General features: G+C 66.9%; 17 protein-coding genes and 1 pseudogene. 9 read left to right on the top strand and 9 right to left on the bottom strand.

Going from position 1 to position 17,350, the window contains the following annotated elements; genetic code table 11:
- The first annotated feature begins 5 nt into the window (after positions 1 to 5).
- Entirely contained in the window at positions 6 to 671 is a 666-nt protein-coding gene (locus tag FAZ11_RS20395) for a YceH family protein (RefSeq protein WP_058761256.1), read from the top strand.
- Here FAZ11_RS20395 and FAZ11_RS20390 read toward each other — a convergent pair.
- Genes FAZ11_RS20390 through FAZ11_RS20365 form a run of 6 tightly spaced genes read right to left on the bottom strand, consistent with a single transcriptional unit; the run spans position 659 to position 7,290 of the window.
- The gene (locus tag FAZ11_RS20390) at positions 659 to 2,242 is read right to left on the bottom strand and encodes a BatD family protein (protein ID WP_058773039.1); all 1,584 of its coding nucleotides are present in this window, start codon (positions 2,240 to 2,242) and stop codon (positions 659 to 661) included. The genes FAZ11_RS20395 and FAZ11_RS20390 overlap by 13 nt on opposite strands.
- On the bottom strand, positions 2,239 to 3,912 hold the full coding sequence (locus FAZ11_RS20385) for a tetratricopeptide repeat protein (RefSeq protein WP_058773040.1): 1,674 nt from the start codon (positions 3,910 to 3,912) through the stop codon (positions 2,239 to 2,241). The genes FAZ11_RS20390 and FAZ11_RS20385 overlap by 4 nt, the downstream gene beginning before the upstream one ends.
- Positions 3,909 to 4,907 (bottom strand): VWA domain-containing protein, encoded by a 999-nt coding sequence (locus FAZ11_RS20380; protein ID WP_058773041.1) that lies wholly within the window; start codon positions 4,905 to 4,907, stop codon positions 3,909 to 3,911. Before FAZ11_RS20380 ends, FAZ11_RS20385 begins: the two co-directional genes overlap by 4 nt.
- A complete protein-coding gene (locus FAZ11_RS20375) occupies positions 4,900 to 5,394 on the bottom strand; it encodes a DUF4381 domain-containing protein (protein ID WP_058773042.1) in 495 nt (164 codons plus the stop codon). The genes FAZ11_RS20380 and FAZ11_RS20375 overlap by 8 nt, the downstream gene beginning before the upstream one ends.
- On the bottom strand, positions 5,391 to 6,329 hold the full coding sequence (locus tag FAZ11_RS20370; RefSeq protein ID WP_058761251.1) for a DUF58 domain-containing protein: 939 nt from the start codon (positions 6,327 to 6,329) through the stop codon (positions 5,391 to 5,393). The genes FAZ11_RS20375 and FAZ11_RS20370 overlap by 4 nt, the downstream gene beginning before the upstream one ends.
- Before the next feature lies 1 nt (position 6,330).
- Complete coding sequence (locus tag FAZ11_RS20365) at positions 6,331 to 7,290, bottom strand: AAA family ATPase (RefSeq protein WP_058761250.1); 960 nt, start codon at positions 7,288 to 7,290, stop codon at positions 6,331 to 6,333.
- Positions 7,291 to 7,601: 311 nt separating this feature from the next.
- Between FAZ11_RS20365 and FAZ11_RS20360 the strand changes: the two genes are divergently transcribed.
- Positions 7,602 to 9,692: an LTA synthase family protein gene (locus FAZ11_RS20360; RefSeq protein WP_058765988.1), complete on the top strand. Its 2,091-nt coding sequence runs from the start codon at positions 7,602 to 7,604 to the stop codon at positions 9,690 to 9,692.
- A gap of 68 nt (positions 9,693 to 9,760) precedes the next feature.
- Here FAZ11_RS20360 and FAZ11_RS25070 read toward each other — a convergent pair whose 3' ends face one another.
- The 3 genes and pseudogenes from FAZ11_RS25070 to FAZ11_RS20350 form a co-directional block, all read right to left on the bottom strand.
- The gene (locus FAZ11_RS25070) at positions 9,761 to 9,976 is read right to left on the bottom strand and encodes a cold shock domain-containing protein (RefSeq protein WP_160923550.1); all 216 of its coding nucleotides are present in this window, start codon (positions 9,974 to 9,976) and stop codon (positions 9,761 to 9,763) included.
- 120 nt (positions 9,977 to 10,096) lie between these two features.
- Positions 10,097 to 10,405, bottom strand: a pseudogene (locus FAZ11_RS25240) (cold shock domain-containing protein membrane protein); the annotation flags it as partial.
- A gap of 166 nt (positions 10,406 to 10,571) precedes the next feature.
- Positions 10,572 to 11,042 carry a Dps family protein gene (locus FAZ11_RS20350; protein ID WP_058761247.1) on the bottom strand — a complete coding sequence of 157 codons (471 nt, stop codon included), beginning with the start codon at positions 11,040 to 11,042 and terminating at the stop codon, positions 10,572 to 10,574.
- 212 nt (positions 11,043 to 11,254) lie between these two features.
- On the opposite strand from FAZ11_RS20350, the gene aspS reads away from it, so the two are divergent.
- The 7 genes from aspS to tolQ all read left to right on the top strand — a co-directional run bounded on the left by aspS (position 11,255) and on the right by tolQ (position 17,348).
- The gene (gene aspS, locus FAZ11_RS20345) at positions 11,255 to 13,030 is read left to right on the top strand and encodes an aspartate--tRNA ligase (protein ID WP_058761246.1); all 1,776 of its coding nucleotides are present in this window, start codon (positions 11,255 to 11,257) and stop codon (positions 13,028 to 13,030) included.
- Positions 13,031 to 13,137: 107 nt separating this feature from the next.
- Positions 13,138 to 13,884 (top strand): YebC/PmpR family DNA-binding transcriptional regulator, encoded by a 747-nt coding sequence (locus tag FAZ11_RS20340; protein WP_058761245.1) that lies wholly within the window; start codon positions 13,138 to 13,140, stop codon positions 13,882 to 13,884.
- Complete coding sequence (ruvC, locus tag FAZ11_RS20335; protein ID WP_058761244.1) at positions 13,884 to 14,447, top strand: crossover junction endodeoxyribonuclease RuvC; 564 nt, start codon at positions 13,884 to 13,886, stop codon at positions 14,445 to 14,447. The genes FAZ11_RS20340 and ruvC overlap by 1 nt, the downstream gene beginning before the upstream one ends.
- 45 nt (positions 14,448 to 14,492) lie before the next feature.
- Positions 14,493 to 15,095, top strand: a complete 603-nt coding sequence (gene ruvA, locus FAZ11_RS20330; RefSeq protein ID WP_058761243.1) for a Holliday junction branch migration protein RuvA — start codon at positions 14,493 to 14,495, stop codon at positions 15,093 to 15,095.
- 4 nt (positions 15,096 to 15,099) lie between these two features.
- Positions 15,100 to 16,152: a Holliday junction branch migration DNA helicase RuvB gene (gene ruvB, locus FAZ11_RS20325; protein WP_058761242.1), complete on the top strand. Its 1,053-nt coding sequence runs from the start codon at positions 15,100 to 15,102 to the stop codon at positions 16,150 to 16,152.
- A gap of 51 nt (positions 16,153 to 16,203) precedes the next feature.
- On the top strand, positions 16,204 to 16,653 hold the full coding sequence (gene ybgC / locus FAZ11_RS20320; protein ID WP_058773044.1) for a tol-pal system-associated acyl-CoA thioesterase: 450 nt from the start codon (positions 16,204 to 16,206) through the stop codon (positions 16,651 to 16,653).
- A 2-nt stretch (positions 16,654 to 16,655) separates the two neighbouring features.
- Positions 16,656 to 17,348: a protein TolQ gene (gene tolQ, locus FAZ11_RS20315; RefSeq protein WP_058761240.1), complete on the top strand. Its 693-nt coding sequence runs from the start codon at positions 16,656 to 16,658 to the stop codon at positions 17,346 to 17,348.
- Positions 17,349 to 17,350: the final 2 nt, after the last annotated feature.

Below are 17,350 nucleotides of genomic sequence, written 5' to 3'. Positions count from 1 at the left end.
TCGCCATGAGCCAAGAAGCCACCCCTGCCTTCGCTGAAGAACCGCTGAGCGCGGCCGAGATCCGCGTCCTCGGCAGCCTGATCGAAAAGCAGCTGACCACGCCAGAAACCTATCCGCTGACCCTCAATGCGCTGGTACTGGCCTGCAACCAGAAGACCAGTCGCGAGCCGGTGCTCAACCTGACCCCGGGCGAAGTGGGGCAGGGGCTGCGGCGGTTGGAAGAGCGCGGCCTGGCCCGTCTGGTGATGGGCAGTCGGGCGGATCGCTGGGAGCAGCGCCTGGACAAGGCGCTGGAATTGCCACCCCCGCAGTGGGTGCTCTGTGCGCTGTTGTTCCTGCGCGGTCCCCAGACCCTGGGTGAGTTGCTCGCCCGCAGCGGGCGGATGCATGCCTTCGACGATACCGAGCAGGTGCGCCATCACCTGGAGCGCCTGATCGCCCGCGGCTTGGCTGTCGGTCTTGGCCGTCAGCCCGGGCAGCGCGAAGAGCGCTACCTGCATCTGTTCGGCAGTGCCGCGGAGCGCGAGGCCCAGATCGCTCAGCTGGGCAGTGCCAGCGAAGGCGCGGCGTCAGCGGGTGGTCGCGAAGGACGGCTGGAAGCCCTGGAAGCCCGGATCGCCACGCTGGAAGAGCGCCTGGCGCGCCTGGAGGAAGCCGCTCAGCGCGGATAGAGCGGCGGTAGGGTGTGATGAACCGCCTCGGGCGTGAGCGGTGGCAGGGCGTTGATCGCCTGCCACAGCGTCTCGCCCTGCCAGCGCTGACCGGCTTCGCTGTACAGCGCGCCATTGAGATCGTCGAGGGCGGCGGCCAGCGGTTCGAAGCGGGCACCCATGGCGGCCAAGGTTTCCGGTTGCTGCCGGGCCCAGGCGTCCAGGGCATGGCGAGTGGCGTGGGGATCGTTGCTCTGGCAGGCGCGCAGCAGGTCTTCGCGTTGCAGGCGACTGTCCACGCCGGGCGTCGCCGGCAAGACCGCCGGCTGGCGCCGCGCCCGCCACCAGAGACCGAAGCCCAGCAGGGTGGTCAGCGCCAGGAAGGCGGTCGCCAGTTGCCAGCGCCACAGGCCGCGTTCGCCGCTGGCGGCCTTGGCCGTGCTCGGCGTGGGGGCGGGTTGCAGGGTCGGATCTTCGGCGACCACCAGGGTTTGCGCCGGCAAGGTCGCCCGCTCCAGGGTATCGGTCTCGGTGTTCCACCAGACCACCTCCACCGGTGGCAACAGCTTGTCGCCGGTGGACGTCGGGATCAGCGCGATGCGCTCTTCGCGTTGGCCGACCAGTCCACTGGGCTGCGCCTGCACGGACAACCGCGGCTGTTCAGCGTAGCGCTTCACGCCCGCGACCTCGGGCAGCACCAGCGGCGGTAGTTGGCTCGCTGCCAACCCCTCGGCCCGCAATTGCAGCGTCCGGGTCAGGGCACTGCCTTCGCGAGCGTTTTCCGGTGCGGGATTCCACTGTTGGGTGAGGGTCAGGCTGCGCGCTGGCAGCCAGGGCGTTTGTGGTGGATAGCCTGCCGGCTGGGGCTGGACCTCCAGGGTCAAGGCCTGGGTGCGCAACTGGATCGGCTGGCCGGCCCGCGAGCTGTCGTCGATGCCGCCGGCCAGGGTGGCACTGAAGGTCTGGGGCGGCAGCACCAGGGTGCCGCTTTGCAGGGGATGGATGGCATAGCGCCATTCGATCACCCCATGCCGTACGCCGTCGATGTCGCGCTCGTAGACCTGCGGCGTACCCAGCAGATCGACCCGGGCATCGCTGGGGGTAGGCGGTGTCAGCACGTGGTCGTCGTAGAGCGCCACCGCGTGATAGAGACGGATGGTAAGGATAGCCTCCGCCTGCACGTAGACCTTGGTACGGTCCACGGACGCTTCCAGATAGACGGGTTCGCGGGTATGCCGCTTGGCGGCGCTCGCCTCGACGGTCACGCTCAGCGGCTGGCTGCGGGCGCCGTCCAGGGTAAGGGCGGGAATGGTGAGGGCACCGCTGCTCTTGGGTTGCAGGGTCACGTTCCAACGGGTGGTCACTCGTTCGCCAGGGGGCAGGCTGTTCTGCCGGACGCCCAGCACCTTGAAGTCCTGCGCCAGCGGACCGAGGTCGGGTTTGCCGAACTGGGCGGGGTCGGTGGTTTCGAGGATAAGGTCGAGGGTCTCGTTTTCACCGACCTGGCTGCGCTCCAGGCGCGCGCTGAGATCGGCCGCCTGGAGGGCGGGCGCCAGCAGCGCGAGGGTCACGAGCAACGGATAGGGCTTCATTGCAACGCGTTCTCCTCACGTTGTTGCTGCTGATACCAGAACTTGCGACGCAAGAGGTCGGCCGGATTGTCGGGAATTTCCCGCAACCATTGTTCGGCCGCCTGGCGTTGCTCTTCCACCTGAGGATCGTCGGCGGAGCTGGGGCTGACCAGCCAGTCGGCGCCGGCCTGGGCCTGGAACTGCGGGCTGGCTGCGGCGGTGGTGTCGGGACTGGCGCTGCTGGCATTGCTGAGCTCGTCGGCCTGGCCACTGGTCGCGGTGGCGGCCTGGGGCTTGTGGCTGCGGGCGGCGGCCTCTGCCTGAGCGGCCGCGCGCTGGGCGAGCAGACGCTCGAGGCGGTTACGGTTGCGCAGGGCGACGGCCAGGTCCGGACGCAGGACCAGCGCGGCGTTGTAGGCACGTAGCGCCTCGTCGTAGCGACCGGCCATGGCCAGGGCGTTACCTCGGTTGTAGTGGCCGTCCGCGGAAGGATCGCGGGCGAAGGCGGCGGCGGCACCGGGATAGTCGCCACTGCGATAGAGGGCCACGCCGCGCCAGCGCTCATCGGCGAAGCGTTCGGCGGCTGCCGCGGGTTGATCGTCGCCCAGCAGTTGCATGCCCTGTTGGTCGCGTCTTAGCCAGAGGTCGTCCCAGCCGCCCGCCTGCGCGGGTGGCGGCGTCAGCAGCAGACAGAAGGGCAGGCACAGCAGCCAGCCGCGCCGCGCACCACAGGCGACCAGTAGCAGCAGCGGCAGGAGCAGCAGATAGCCCTGGTCGCGCCAGCCCGAGGGGCCTTCGCCGTCGTTGAGCCTGACCTCGTCCGGGCGTTCCAGCAGGCCGAGCCGACGCAGGTCGCTGTCGTCGCGTTGCAGCCGCTGATAACGCCCCCCCAGGGTCTGAGCCAGGCCCTGTAATTGTCCTTCCGCCAGGCGGGCGATACGGATGCCACCCGCCGCGTCGCTCAGGTAGTTGCCCGTCTCGGTCGCCACCGGGGCGCCTTGCGGCGTGCCCGGTCCGAGGATCGCCAGCTGGCGCAGATGGCCCTGCAGCAGGCGCTCGATACCCTGGCGTTCGCGATCATCCAGGCTGCTGGCGATGAGCAGCAGGCGGGCGCTCGGACTCGGCGCCGGTCCGAGCAGCTGCAACGCCTGGGCGACACCCAGATCGGCGCGCTGACCCGGCACCGGCATGATCGAGGGGCGCAGGGCCATCAGCAGGTTTTCCGTGGTCGCCAGGTCATCGGTCAGCGGCACCAGGGTGTGGGCGCTGCCGGCATAGACGACGATGGCGGTCTCGCCATCCTGGCGTGCCTTGAGCAGGTCCTGCAGCTTGCGTTGCACGGCCAGCAGGCGATTGGGGGTGACATCGGTGGCGAGCAGATCCGGGGTCAGCGCCAGTACCACCACCAGGGGATCGTTACGCCGGAAGCTCTGCTGCTCGCCTTGCTGCCAACTGGGGCCGGCCAAGGCGAGGCAGGCCAGCAGTCCCGCGGCGCCCAGCAGGCTCAAGCCGAGCGGCGAGCGTTGGCGGTCACCGTCGCTGAGCAGCCAGGGATGCAGGGCGGGTGGGAGCAGCGCCAGCCAACTGCCATGACGATGGCGGCGCTGGCGCAATGCCCAGATCACCAGGGCGACCGGCAGCAGCGCCAGTAGCCAGGCCGGGCGCAAGAACAGCGGCAGCCAGTCGCTCATGGGCGTCCTCCCAGGCGGCGCCAGCGCTCGGGCAGTGGCAGGCGGGCGACGGCCATGGCCAGGCCAAGCAGCAACGCCATGGCCAGGGGCCAGGGATAGAGTTCCTTGGTCGGGCGAGCCTGGTCGGGCTGCTGGCGGATGGGTTCGAGGCGGTCGAGCTGGCGGGACACCGCCGCGAGTTCCTCGCTGGATCTCACCCGGAAGTAGGCGCCGTTGGTGACTTCGGCGAGATGGCGCAGCATCGGCTCGTCGAGGTCGCTCGGCGTGCTCCCGGCGGCGAGCGGGTCCGGATCGGCGCCGATGCCCAGGGTGTAGACCCGGACCCGCTCGCTCGCCGCCAGGGCGGCCGCCACCGCAGGCGTCACCACCCCGCCGTTGCTGGCGCCATCGGTGACCAGGATCAGGGTGCGGCTGTTGTCCGGCCGTTTGCGCAGGTGCTTGACCGCCAGGCCCACGGCATCGCCCACCGCCGTGTTGCGCCCGGCCAGGCCGATCTGGGCTTCGTCCAGCAGGGTGTGCACGGTGCGCCGGTCGGCAGTCAAGGGCGCTTGCAGATAGGCCTGGGAGCCGAACAGGATCAGCCCGACCCGGTCGCCCTGGCGGCTGTCGATGAAGCGACCGAGCAACTGCTTGACCAGCGTCAGGCGGCTGACGTTCTCGTCACCCAGCTGCATATCCGGGGTGTCCATCGAGCCGGAGACGTCCACCGCCAGCAGCAGATCGCGACCGCTCACGGCGAGCGGCTGGGGTGGGCCCACCCACTGTGGCCGGGCCGCCGCGGCCAGGATCAGCAGCCAGCCCAGCAGGTAGGGCAGCAGGCGCCGGGCGCCGCTGAGGCTGCCGGAGCGCGCGGTACGACCGCCGAGATGCGTGAGTTCGCTGAGGAACTCGACCCGCAGGGCCGCCTGGCCGCTGTCCGCGGCGGGCAGCAGCACGCGCAGCAGCCAGGGCAGCGGTGCCAGCAGCCAGAGCCAGGGCCAGGCGAATTCAAACATGCTTGCGGATCCAGGTGGCGACCGCGTCCTGCAAGCCGTCGATGGTGCGGTCTTCGAGCCGGAGATCCGGACGGTAGCCGCCATCCACCAGGATCATGTAGCGCGTCAGGCCGGCCGCCGGGCAGCGGGAATCGAGAAAGGCCAGCCAGTCGCGACCACTCAGGGTCTGGCTGATCTGATCCGGATAGCTGGCACGGCAGAGACGCTTGAGCAGGGCGTTGAGCGCCTGCAGCCAGGGGCCGGCCGGGGCACCGTAGGGGCGGGGCAGGCGGGTCAGTTCGGCCAGGGCGGTACTGCGCAGGTCTTCCTCGCTGCTTTCCTCGATGACCGGCGCGGTGACCAACGGGCGGCGGCCACGGCGATGCCGCAGGAACAGGCCCAGTGCCAGCACCACCAGTGCCAGCAGCCACCAGCCCGGCGCGGGCGGCCAGAAGGGCGGCTCCGGCGGCAGGCGCAACGGCTCCAGATTGGGTACGCCGGGGTTCACGAGGCATACCCCGGACGATGCTGGCGCAGCAGATGGCGGAGCTGCTCGACCAGGTCGTCGGCGGTGGACAGCGGCAACAGCGGAATGCCCAGGCGCAAGCTGAGCTCGGTCCAGCGCTCGCGACGGTGGGCGGCCTGTTCGGCATAGCCCTGGCGGACGTCGGCGCGATCGGTGTCCAGCTCGACCTCGGCCTGGCCGCTGGTGAATCTCAGCAGGCCGGCCTGGGGCAGGGCGTGATCGAGCGGATCGGAGAGCGGCAGCAGGACCAGATCGCTGTGCCGCGACAGCAGGGTGAGGTGTTGCTCGGTCGCCACGTCCAGGCTGCGCTCGTCGCAGATCACCAGGGCCAGGCTGCCCGGGCGCAGCACCTCCCGAGCGCGGCGCAAGACCTGGTTGAAGCTGATCCGCGGTACCTGGGCCAGTGCCGGATCCTGCAAGGCGCGATTGGCGTTGAGCAGATGGTCGAAGAAGCGCAGCAGATTCTGCTTGCTGCGCCGCGGGCGTACCTCGTGCAGGCGCTCGCCACCGAAGATCATGCCGCCGATCCGGTCGTTGTGTTCCAGCACCGCCCAGCCGATCAGGGCCGCCAGCCGCGCGGCCAATACCGACTTGAATTGCTGGCCGGTGCCGAAGAAGGTGCGCGGACTCTGCTCCAGCAGCAGATAGACCGGGCGTTCGCGCTCTTCGTGGAACAACTTGGTGTGGGGCTCGCGGGTGCGGGCGGTGACGCGCCAGTCGATGGCCCGCACGTCGTCGCCGGGCTGGTAGGCGCGCACCTGGTCGAAGTCCACGCCGCGGCCACGCAGGCGCGAGTGGTGCAGGCCGATCAATGGGCTGCGCCGTCCGGCGGCGGAAAACAGTTGCACCTCGACCACCCGGTGGCGCATCTCGATGAGCTCGGCCAGGCCCAGGGTCACGCCGTTGCGCTCGGCCATCTCAGGCCACGGCCACCAGATCGAGGATGCGCTGCACCACCCGGTCGTGATCGATGCCGGCAGCCTCCGCCTCGAACGACAGGATGATGCGATGGCGCAATACATCGAACACCACCGCCTGGATATCCTCCGGACTGACGAAATCCCGGCCCGCCAGCCAGGCATGGGCCCGGGCGCAGCGATCCAGGGCGATGGAACCGCGCGGGCTGGCGCCATAGGTGATCCAGTGCGCCAGATCCTGGTCGAAACGCCCCGGGGTACGGGTCGCCATGATCAGCTGCACCAGGTACTCCTCCACGGCATCGGCCATGTACAGGCTCAATACCTCGCGGCGCGCCGCGGCGATGGCCGCCTGGCTGACCCGCTCGGTCGGCAGGGTTTCGCCCTCCAGGGCCTCGCCGCGGGCCTGGGCCAGGATGCGGCGCTCCACCGAGGCGTCGGGGTAGCCGATCTTGACGTGCATCAGGAAGCGGTCGAGCTGGGCCTCGGGCAGGGGATAGGTACCCTCCTGCTCGATGGGGTTCTGGGTCGCCATCACCAGGAACAGCTCGGGCAGGGCGTAGGAGGTGCGGCCGATGCTCACCTGGCGCTCGGCCATGGCTTCCAGCAGTGCCGACTGCACCTTGGCCGGCGCCCGGTTGATCTCGTCGGCCAGGACCAGGTTGTGGAAGATCGGTCCCTGCTGGAAGGAGAAGCTCGCGGTATCCGGGCGGTAGATCTCGGTGCCGGTGATGTCGGCGGGCAGCAGGTCGGGGGTGAACTGGATGCGGTGGAAGTCCGCCTCCAGGCCTTCCGCCAGGTCCTTGATGGCCTTGGTCTTGGCCAGCCCCGGCGCACCTTCCACCAATAGGTGCCCATCCGCCAGCACTGCGATGAGCAGCCGCTCCACCAGGGTTTCCTGGCCGAGGATCTGGCTGGTCAGATAGGTGCGCAGCACCTGCAGAGCGTCACGGTGAGCCATGGGGCATCCTGAATACGGCGCTGGAGCGGTGAAAAGGTGCTGGATTTTACTGCAAGCGCTGGCTGCCGCCCATGCCTGCGCGGAGGTCGTCTCCAGACAATCCCTTGACGAAAATTTGACGATGCCTGCGTCAGGCTGCGCAATTTCCGGCACGGCCGGCGTCTCGCCGCGCCAAATCAGGGCGCTACAAGGCTGGCGCAGCGGAGCGGGGCGGTTACACTCCTCCGCCTGTCGGCTGCGCGCGAGACGTCCTCGCCGTCGTTGCCGAGCGGCCCCGCCGCGAATTCCCGCCCCTTTGACCAGGTGTTTTCATGTCGCAAACGGAAGTCCCCCAATCCCCACGCGCCGCCGGCGTCCGGCCGGTGCCGACGCTGGGCAGCCACCTGAGCTTCGTGCTGGGTTGCGCCCTGGCGCTGATGGTCATGTTCACCCTGCTGCGCCTGGCGCTGCTGGGCTACAACACCGACCTGATAGGCAATTCGCCCTTCGCCACCTTCGCCGAAGCCTTCTTCAACGGTGCTCGCTTCGATCTGCGCCTGGTGGTCTATATCTGCGTACCCTCGCTGCTCTGCCTGTTGAGCGCCAGAGCCATGGCCGCGCGTCGCCTGCAGGCCGGTTGGTTCACCCTGGCGGCCAGCCTCTGCCTGCTGCTGGGCGTTGGCGAGCTGAACTTCTACCGGGAATTCCATCAGCGCCTGAACAGCCTGGTTTTCCAATACATGCAGGAAGATCTGCATACCGTCACCAGCATGATCTGGAACGGCTTCCCAGTGGTGCGTCTGCTCTTGGCCTGGGCCGTGGCTACGCTGCTGCTGGGCCTGGTGTTCTTCGGCATCGAGCGGGCCACCCGCCGCTATGCCGCGCCGCGTCCGCCGGTCTGGTATCGCCGGGGTGCGGTGTTCCTGCTCTGCCTGGTGGTGGCGGTCATCGCCGCCCGGGGCACCCTGAGATCCGGTCCGCCGCTGCGTTGGGGCGATGCCTACACCACCGATTCGATGTTCGCCAATCACCTCGGCCTGAACGGCACCCTGACCCTGATCAATGCCGCCGAGAACAGCTTCTCCGATCACCGCGACAACAGCTGGAAGGCAACCATGCCGGCCGCCGAGGCCCTGGCCGTCACCCGGCAAATGCTGCTGACCCCGCGCGATGAACTGATCGACGCCGACAAGGCCGCCATCCGCCGGATCTACACGCCGCCCGCCGAAGGCAAGTTGCCCCAGGTACGCAACGTGGTGGTCATCCTCATGGAAAGCATGGCCGGTCGCTACATCGGCGCCCTCGGCAACCAGGACGGCATCACCCCGAATTTCGATGCCCTGGCCAAGCAAGGCACCCTGTTCACCCGCTTCTTCTCCAACGGCACCCATACCCACCAGGGCATGTTCGCCAGCATGGCCTGCTTCCCCAACCTGCCGGCCTTCGAGTACCTGATGCGCATGCCCGAGGGCGCCCACCAGTTCTCCGGCCTGCCGCAATTGCTCAGCACCCGGGGTTTCGACGACGTCTACGTCTACAACGGCAACTTCCAGTGGGACAACCAGTCCGGCTTCTTCAGCAATCAGGGCATGACCCGCTTCGTCGGCCGTGAAGACTTCGTCAACCCGGTGTTCATGGATCCGACCTGGGGCGTCTCTGACCAGGACATGTTCGACCGCTCGGTGCAGGAACTGGACAAGCTGGCCAAGGCGCCGGACGGCAAGCCCTTCTATGCGCTGCTGCAGACGCTGTCCAACCATACGCCCTATGCGTTGCCCAAGGACCTGCCGGTCACGCCGGTCACCGGGCATGGCTCGCTCGACGAGCACCTCACCGCCATGCGCTACGCCGACTGGTCGCTGGGCCAGTTCTTCGCCAAGGTGAAAAACGAGCCCTGGTACAAGAACACTCTGTTCGTGATCCTCGGCGACCACGGCTTCGGCAATAACGAGCAGATCACCGAGATGGACCTGTCACGCTTCAACGTGCCGCTGCTATTGATCGGTCCGGGCGTGCAGGAAACCTTCGGCGCCCGCCGTGACACCGTGGGCAGCCAGATCGACGTGGTACCCACCGTCCTGGCCCGCTTCGGCCAGCCGACCCAGCACCAGTGCTGGGGGCGCGACCTGCTCGGCCTGCCCCAGGGCGACCAGGGCGTCGCCGTGATCAAGCCGTCGGGTAGCGACCAGACCGTCGCCCTGGTGACCGGCGATCGCATCCTGGTCAAGCCGCGTGATCGCGACGCCGTGCTCTATCGCTACCACCTGGGTACCCAGGCCGGCGGCGAAGTGCTCAAGGGCGACGCCAGTGCGCCCGAGCTGCAGAAGCGCCTGGAAGCCTTCATCCAGACCGCCACCGCCAGCCTGCTGGGCAACACCACCGGCATGACCGACAGCAAGGCCGCCGCCGCCCAGCGGCAGTAATTGCCGCCCAGGACTCTCGCCCAAAAAGAAAGGCCGCCCGAGGGCGGCCCTTCTTTTTGCCAACAGGATCAGGCCGCGATGACCACGTCTTCGGCCTGCAGGCCCTTGTCGCGCTGGATCACCGAGAACTCCACGCGCTGACCTTCCATCAGCACCCGGTGGCCTTCGCCGCGGATCGCCCGGAAATGCACGAAGATATCGTCGCCGGTGTCGCGGGAGATGAAGCCGAAGCCCTTGGACGTGTTGAACCACTTCACCGTGCCGCGCTCGCGGTCATCCGCCAGCGGACGTGCCGGGGCGGCGGCGACCGGAGCCGGGCGAACCGTCGGCCGCGGACGCGCCTCGGGTTCGATTGCAGCAGTGCCGCTGGCCGGAGCGCGAAACTTCTCCGGCAGGCTGGCCAGGGCGGCGACCAGGGTCATGCCCAGGGGCAGCAATTCAGCGGGCACGCCGCCGATGTGGGAGAGCGGTGCGAGCAGGATGAAGGTTTGCACCACGACGGCGAGCACCAGCAGGGCGCTGGCGATTTTCTGGGCGCCGCTGCTGCGGCTGCGGGAGAAGGGTGTGAAGAGGAGGGTGGCAAGACCCAGCAGGGCCAGATGGATGGACTCGGGTTGGTCGAAGGTAGAGGTGTCGGACTGCAGTCCGGGAATAGCCGATAACAAGAGCGCAGCAGCGCCCACCACGACATGGACAGTAGATAACGTGTTCAATGTGAAATCACCTTGGAGTCAAGAACGCGGGTCTGCCGAAACTGCCAAGGCGATGCACGGCAGCGGCGTGACCCGGCGCAGAACGCGCGTCCTTATTAAACCGAAAAGGTGAAGGCGGCTCAATCGTGGCGCTGTCGCAGGCCGTGGCCCGCGACAGTGCGACAACTCAGGCGGCGAGCAGGCTGCGCAGCATCCAGGCGGTCTTCTCGTGGATCTGCATGCGCTGGGTCAGCAGATCGGCGGTGGGCTCGTCGTTGACCTTGTCCAGCAGCGGGAAGATACCCCGGGCGGTACGCACCACGGCTTCCTGGCCCTGGACCAGCAGGCGGATCATCTCCTGGGCGTCCGGTACCCCTTCCTCTTCCTTGATGCTCGACAGGCGCGCATAGGCGGCATAGGTGCCGGGCGCCGGGAAACCCAAGGCGCGAATACGCTCGGCGATGTCGTCAACGGCCACCGCCAGTTCGGTGTACTGGGTCTCGAACATCAGGTGCAGGGTGTTGAACATCGGCCCGGTCACGTTCCAGTGGAAGTTATGGGTCTTCAGGTACAGGGTGTAGGTATCGGCCAAGAGGCGCGACAGGCCGGCGGCGATCTCGGCGCGATCCTGTTCGGCGATTCCAATGTTGATTTCCATTCTTATGGCTCCTGTGCGGTCGGTTGCGAAAGGCTTCGAGGCTATCACAGAACTGCTGGCCGTTTAGCCAGTGTTTGTAGGGCGAGAGGCGGCGTGATGTTCGATACAATGATACGGAATGATATAGAATCACCCGTTCTGTCGAGCGCCCGGTCTTGCCGGCTTGGCGCCTCCACGCATTCAGCCTGTTCTAGAGAAGCGAAAACACCATCATGATGCGCAGCCACTATTGCGGCCAGTTGAACGAGAGCCTGGACGGCCAGGAAATCACCCTCTGCGGTTGGGTCCACCGCCGCCGTGACCACGGCGGGGTCATCTTCCTCGACATCCGCGATCGCGAAGGCCTGGCCCAGGTGGTGTTCGATCCGGATCGCGCCGAGACCTTCGCCAAGGCTGACCGGGTGCGCAGCGAGTACGTGGTCAAGATCACCGGCAAGGTGCGGCTGCGTCCCGAGGGCGCGCGCAACGCCAACATGGCGTCCGGCGCCATCGAGGTGCTCGGCTACGAGCTGGACGTGCTCAACGAGGCGGAAACCCCGCCGTTCCCGCTCAACGAATACACCGACGTCGGCGAGGAAACCCGCCTGCGTTACCGCTTCATCGACCTGCGTCGCCCGGAGATGGCCGAGAAGCTCAAGCTGCGTTCGCGCATCACCTCCAGCATCCGCCGCTATCTGGACGAAAACGGTTTTCTCGACGTCGAGACACCGATCCTGACCCGCGCCACCCCCGAGGGTGCCCGTGACTATCTGGTGCCCAGCCGCACTCATCCCGGCAGCTTCTTCGCCCTGCCGCAGTCGCCCCAGCTGTTCAAGCAGCTGCTGATGGTGGCCGGCTTCGACCGCTACTACCAGATCGCCAAGTGCTTCCGCGACGAGGACCTGCGCGCCGACCGCCAGCCGGAATTCACCCAGATCGACATCGAGACCAGCTTCCTCGATGAACGAGACATCATGGACATCACCGAGACCATGGTGCGCAACCTGTTCAAGGAAGTGCTGGACGTCGAATTCGGCGAACTGCCGCACATGACCCTGGCCGAAGCCATGCGTCGCTTCGGCTCGGACAAGCCGGACCTGCGCATCCCGCTGGAGCTGGTGGACGTGGAAGACCAGCTCAAGGACGTCGACTTCAAGGTCTTCGCCGGTCCGGCCAACGATCCCAAGTGCCGCGTCGCCGCCCTGCGGGTACCGGGTGGGGCGAGCATGCCGCGCAAGCAGATCGACGACTACACCAAGTTCGTCGGCATCTACGGCGCCAAGGGGCTGGCCTACATCAAGGTCAACGAGCGCGCCGCCGGCGTCGAAGGCCTGCAGTCGCCGATCGTCAAGAACATCCCGCTGGACAACATCAACGTCATCCTCGACCGCGTCGGTGCGGTCGACGGCGATATCGTCTTCTTCGGTGCGGACAAGACCAAGATCGTCTCCGAGGCCCTGGGCGCGCTGCGCATCAAGCTCGGCCACGACCTGAAGCTGCTGACCTGCGAGTGGGCCCCGCTGTGGGTGGTCGACTTCCCGATGTTCGAGGAAAACGACGACGGCAGCCTGACCGCCATGCACCACCCCTTCACCTCGCCCAAGTGCAGCCCGGACGAGCTCAAGGCCAACCCCGGTGCCGCGCTGTCGCGCGCCTACGACATGGTGCTCAACGGCACCGAGCTGGGCGGCGGTTCCATCCGTATCCACGACAAGAAGATGCAGCAGGCCGTCTTCGAGGTGCTGGGGATCAGCGAGGAAGAGCAGGAAGAGAAATTCGGCTTCCTGCTGGATGCCCTGAAGTTCGGCGCCCCGCCCCACGGTGGTCTGGCCTTCGGCCTGGATCGCCTGGTGATGCTGATGACCGGCGCCTCGTCGATTCGCGAAGTCATCGCCTTCCCGAAGACCCAGAGCGCCGCCGACGTCATGACCCAGGCGCCCGGCGCGGTCGACGCCAAGGCCCTGCGCGAACTGCATATCCGCCTGCGCGAGCAGCCCAAGGCGGAATAAGCCATACCGGAGGAGGGCGGCCCGAGCAGGGCGCCTTCCGTTTCTTCGTTCCACTGCGCATGGCCTAGTCGCCCGGCGCAGTTCTCGTCAAGACAATGGAGTAGCTCATGGCCGGTCATTCCAAATGGGCCAACATCAAGCACCGCAAAGAGCGTCAGGACGCCAAGAAAGGCAAGATCTTCACCAAGATCATCCGTGAACTGACCGTGGCTGCGCGCCAGGGCGGCGGCGTGCCGGCGGATAACCCCCGTCTGCGCCTGGCCGTGGACAAGGCGCTCACCGCCAACATGACCCGCGACACCATCGACCGGGCCATCGCCCGCGGCGTGGGCGCCGGCGAAGGCGAGAACGTCGAGGAGCTGACCTATGAAGGCTACGCCCCGAGCGGTGTCGCCCTCATCGTCGAAGCCATGACCGACAACCGCAACCGCACCGCGGCCGAGGTTCGTCATGCCTTCAACAAGTGCGGTGGCAACCTGGGCACCGATGGCTCGGTGGCCTACCTCTTCGAGCGCAAGGGCCAGATCAGCTACGCCCCGGGCCTCGACGAGGACGCCCTGATGGAAGCCGCCCTGGAAGCCGGAGCCGACGACGTGGTGGCCAACGACGACGGCTCCATCGACGTCTTCACCAGCTTCGCCGACTTCATCGCCGTCAACGAAGCCCTGACCGCCGCCGGCTACAAGGCCGACGAAGCCGAGGTGACCATGATCCCCTCGACCTCCGCGACCCTGGATCTGGAAACGGCGCAGAAGGTGCTCAAGCTGATCGACATGCTCGAAGACCTGGACGACGTGCAGAACGTCTACTCCAACGCCGACATTCCCGACGACGTCATGGCGCAGCTCGGCTGATGTCCCTCTATGAGCGCGCGCCGTTCGACCCGGCTGGCGGAACCCTGGTGCTGGGGATCGACCCCGGCTCCCGGCTGACCGGCTTCGGCGTGGTGCGCGACACCGGGCGTGGCTGCGAATACGTCGCCTCTGGCTGTATCCGTACGGGCAACGGTCCCTTGCCGGAGCGGCTGCAGATCGTCTATCGCGGCGTGCGTGACGTCATCGCCCAATACGGGCCGGTGACCATGGGCATCGAGCAGGTGTTCATGGCGCGCAACGCCGACTCGGCGCTCAAGCTGGGTCAGGCACGTGGTGCGGCTATCGTCGCCGGTGCCGAGGGTGGCCTGGAAATCAGCGAATACACCGCGAGCCAGGTCAAGCAGGCCGTGGTCGGTAGCGGCGGAGCGGACAAGCAGCAGGTGATGCTGATGGTCATGCACCTGCTGCGGCTGACCGAGAAGCCGCAGATCGACGCCTCCGATGCCCTGGCCATCGCCCTCTGCCATGCCCATACCCGGCAAAGCCTGGTGCCCCATGGCCTGCTCGCGACCCGCCGCCGTGGCGGTCGTCTGCGTCTCTAGTCTCATCCGCACAACATCTCGCTCCAACGGTAGGAAGGTATCCCTGTGATCGGTCGTCTACGTGGCACCCTGGCGGACAAGCAGCCGCCCCATCTCCTGCTCGACGTGGGTGGAGTCGGCTACGAGGTCGAGGTGCCCATGACGACCCTTTATCGGCTGCCGGCCCAGGGTGAGGTCGTCACATTGCATACCCACCTCGTGGTACGGGAAGATGCGCACCTGCTGTATGGGTTCGGCGAAAAACGCGAGCGTGAGCTGTTTCGCGAGCTGATCCGACTCAATGGTGTCGGCCCCAAGCTGGCCCTGGCGTTGATGTCCAGTCTCGAGGTGGATGAATTGGTTCGCTGTGTTCAGGCCCAGGACACCTCCGTCCTGGTCAAGGTGCCAGGGGTGGGCAAGAAAACCGCCGAGCGCCTGCTGGTCGAACTGAAGGACAGATTCAAGGCCTGGGAAAATCTGCCCACCATCGCGCCCCTGGTGCTGCCGAACCAGGCGCCGGTCGCTGCCAGTGCCGAGGCCGATGCGGTCAGCGCCCTGGTCGCCCTGGGCTTCAAGCCGCAGGAAGCCAGTCGCGCCGTCGCCGCCGTGGAAGGGGAAGACCTTTCCAGCGAGGAACTCATCCGTCGCGCCCTGAAGGGCATGGTCTGACCCCATGATAGAAACCGATCGTCTCATCTCGGCCGGTGGCCGCGACCGCGAGGAATTCCAGGACCGCGCCATCCGCCCGGTGCGCCTGGCGGACTACATCGGCCAGCCGGTGGTGCGCGACCAGATGGGGCTGTTCATCCAGGCCGCCAAGGGCAGGGGCGAGGCCCTTGACCATACCCTGATCTTCGGCCCGCCCGGTCTGGGCAAGACCACCCTGGCCAACATCATCGCCCAGGAAATGGGGGTTTCCCTGAAGAGCACCTCCGGCCCCGTGCTGGAACGGCCGGGCGATCTCGCCGCGCTGCTGACCAACCTGGAAGCGGGCGATGTGCTGTTCATCGACGAGATCCATCGGCTCTCGCCCATCGTCGAAGAGGTGCTCTATCCGGCGATGGAGGACTACCAACTCGACATCATGATCGGCGAAGGCCCGGCCGCGCGCTCCATCAAGCTCGACCTGCCGCCCTTCACCCTGGTCGGGGCCACCACCCGGGCCGGCATGCTGACCAATCCGCTGCGTGACCGCTTCGGGATCGTCCAGCGCCTGGAGTTCTACGGTACCGCGGACCTCGCCACCATCGTGACCCGTTCCGCCGGCATCCTGGGGCTGGCCATCGAAGCCGAAGGCGCCCTGGAAATCGCCCGTCGGGCGCGGGGTACGCCGCGCATCGCCAACCGCCTGTTGCGCCGGGTGCGGGACTTCGCCGAAGTCCGTGGGCAGGGCCACATCAGTCACGACATCGCCAGCCGCGCCCTCGATCTGCTGGACGTCGATGCCCAGGGCTTCGACCACCAGGATCGTCGCCTGCTGCTGACCATGATCGACAAGTTCGACGGCGGCCCGGTCGGCGTGGACAGTCTCGCCGCCGCCATCAGCGAAGAGCGTCACACCATCGAAGACGTGCTGGAACCCTATCTGATCCAGCAAGGCTATATCATGCGCACGCCGCGCGGACGGGTGGTGACCCGGCACGCCTATCTGCACTTCGGTCTCAACCTGCCCACTCGCCTGGCGCAGGGCGGTACGCCCGATCTGTTCGAGGTCAATGGTAACTAAATGCAGTTGCGAACATTTCTGATTGGCAACGGCGAGGCTAGGTTCTAGAGTATGCACGCGCAATCGCGGAGCCCGTCGCCGCCCGTCCTCAGGTGTCGTGTCTATTACGAAGATACCGATGCCGGCGGCATCGTCTACTACGTCAACTACCTCAAGTTCATGGAACGCGCCCGTACCGAGCGACTGCGCGCGCTGGGCTATGCCCAGTCCGAACTCGCCCGGGACAATCTACTCTTCGTCGTCCACAGCAGCGAAGCGCGCTACCATGCGCCCGCGCGCCTGGATGACGAGCTGTTGATCGGTGCCGAGGTGGTCGAAGCGAAGCGCGCCAGCCTCAGATTTTACCAGGAGGTCAGGCGCGCAAAGGATGATGTCCTGCTCTGCGAAGGGTGGGTGACGGTCGCCTGCGTGCGTGCCGACAGCTTCAGGCCCAGGGCCATGCCCGAAGCCATGCGAACGGTTCTTGCCGGAAATCCGGCGTCAATTCAATCAGGAGATTAAGCGTGCAACCCAACGTCGACCATTCGTCCATGTGGAGCCTCATCGCCAACGCCAGTCTGGTGGTGCAATTGGTGATGCTCATACTGGTCGCTGCCTCCGTCACGTCCTGGATCATGATCATCCAGCGCGGCAACGCCATGCGCGCTGCCAAGCGTGCGCTGGACGCCTTCGAAGAGAAATTCTGGTCGGGTATCGATCTGTCCAAGCTCTATCGCCAGGCCGGTAGCAACCCCGATCCGGATTCCGGTGTCGAGCAGATCTTCCGGGCCGGCTTCAAGGAGTTTTCCCGCCTGCGCCAGCAGCCCGGTGTCGATCCGGATGCCGTCATGGAAGGCGTCGCCCGGGCCATGCGCGTGGCCATCTCCCGTGAGGAAGAGAAGCTCGAACAAGCCCTGCCGTTCCTGGCCACCGTCGGTTCCACCAGCCCCTACGTGGGTCTGTTCGGTACCGTCTGGGGCATCATGAACTCCTTCCGTGGCCTGTCCACCGCGCAGCAGGCGACCCTGGCCACCGTGGCCCCCGGCATCGCCGAAGCCCTGATCGCCACCGCCATCGGTCTGTTCGCCGCCATTCCCGCGGTCGTGGCCTATAACCGCTTTGCCGCCCGCTCGGAACTGCTGATCAACCGCTACTACACCTTTGCGGACGAATTCCAGGCCATCCTGCACCGCAAAGTCCACACCAGCGACGAATAAAG

It is taken from the genome of Pseudomonas rhizoryzae (genome assembly GCF_005250615.1).
Taxonomy (GTDB): Bacteria; Pseudomonadota; Gammaproteobacteria; order Pseudomonadales; family Pseudomonadaceae; genus Chryseomonas; species Chryseomonas rhizoryzae.
Note: the sequence above shows the minus strand (reverse complement) of the source record. Positions and strands in the feature narration are given on the sequence as shown.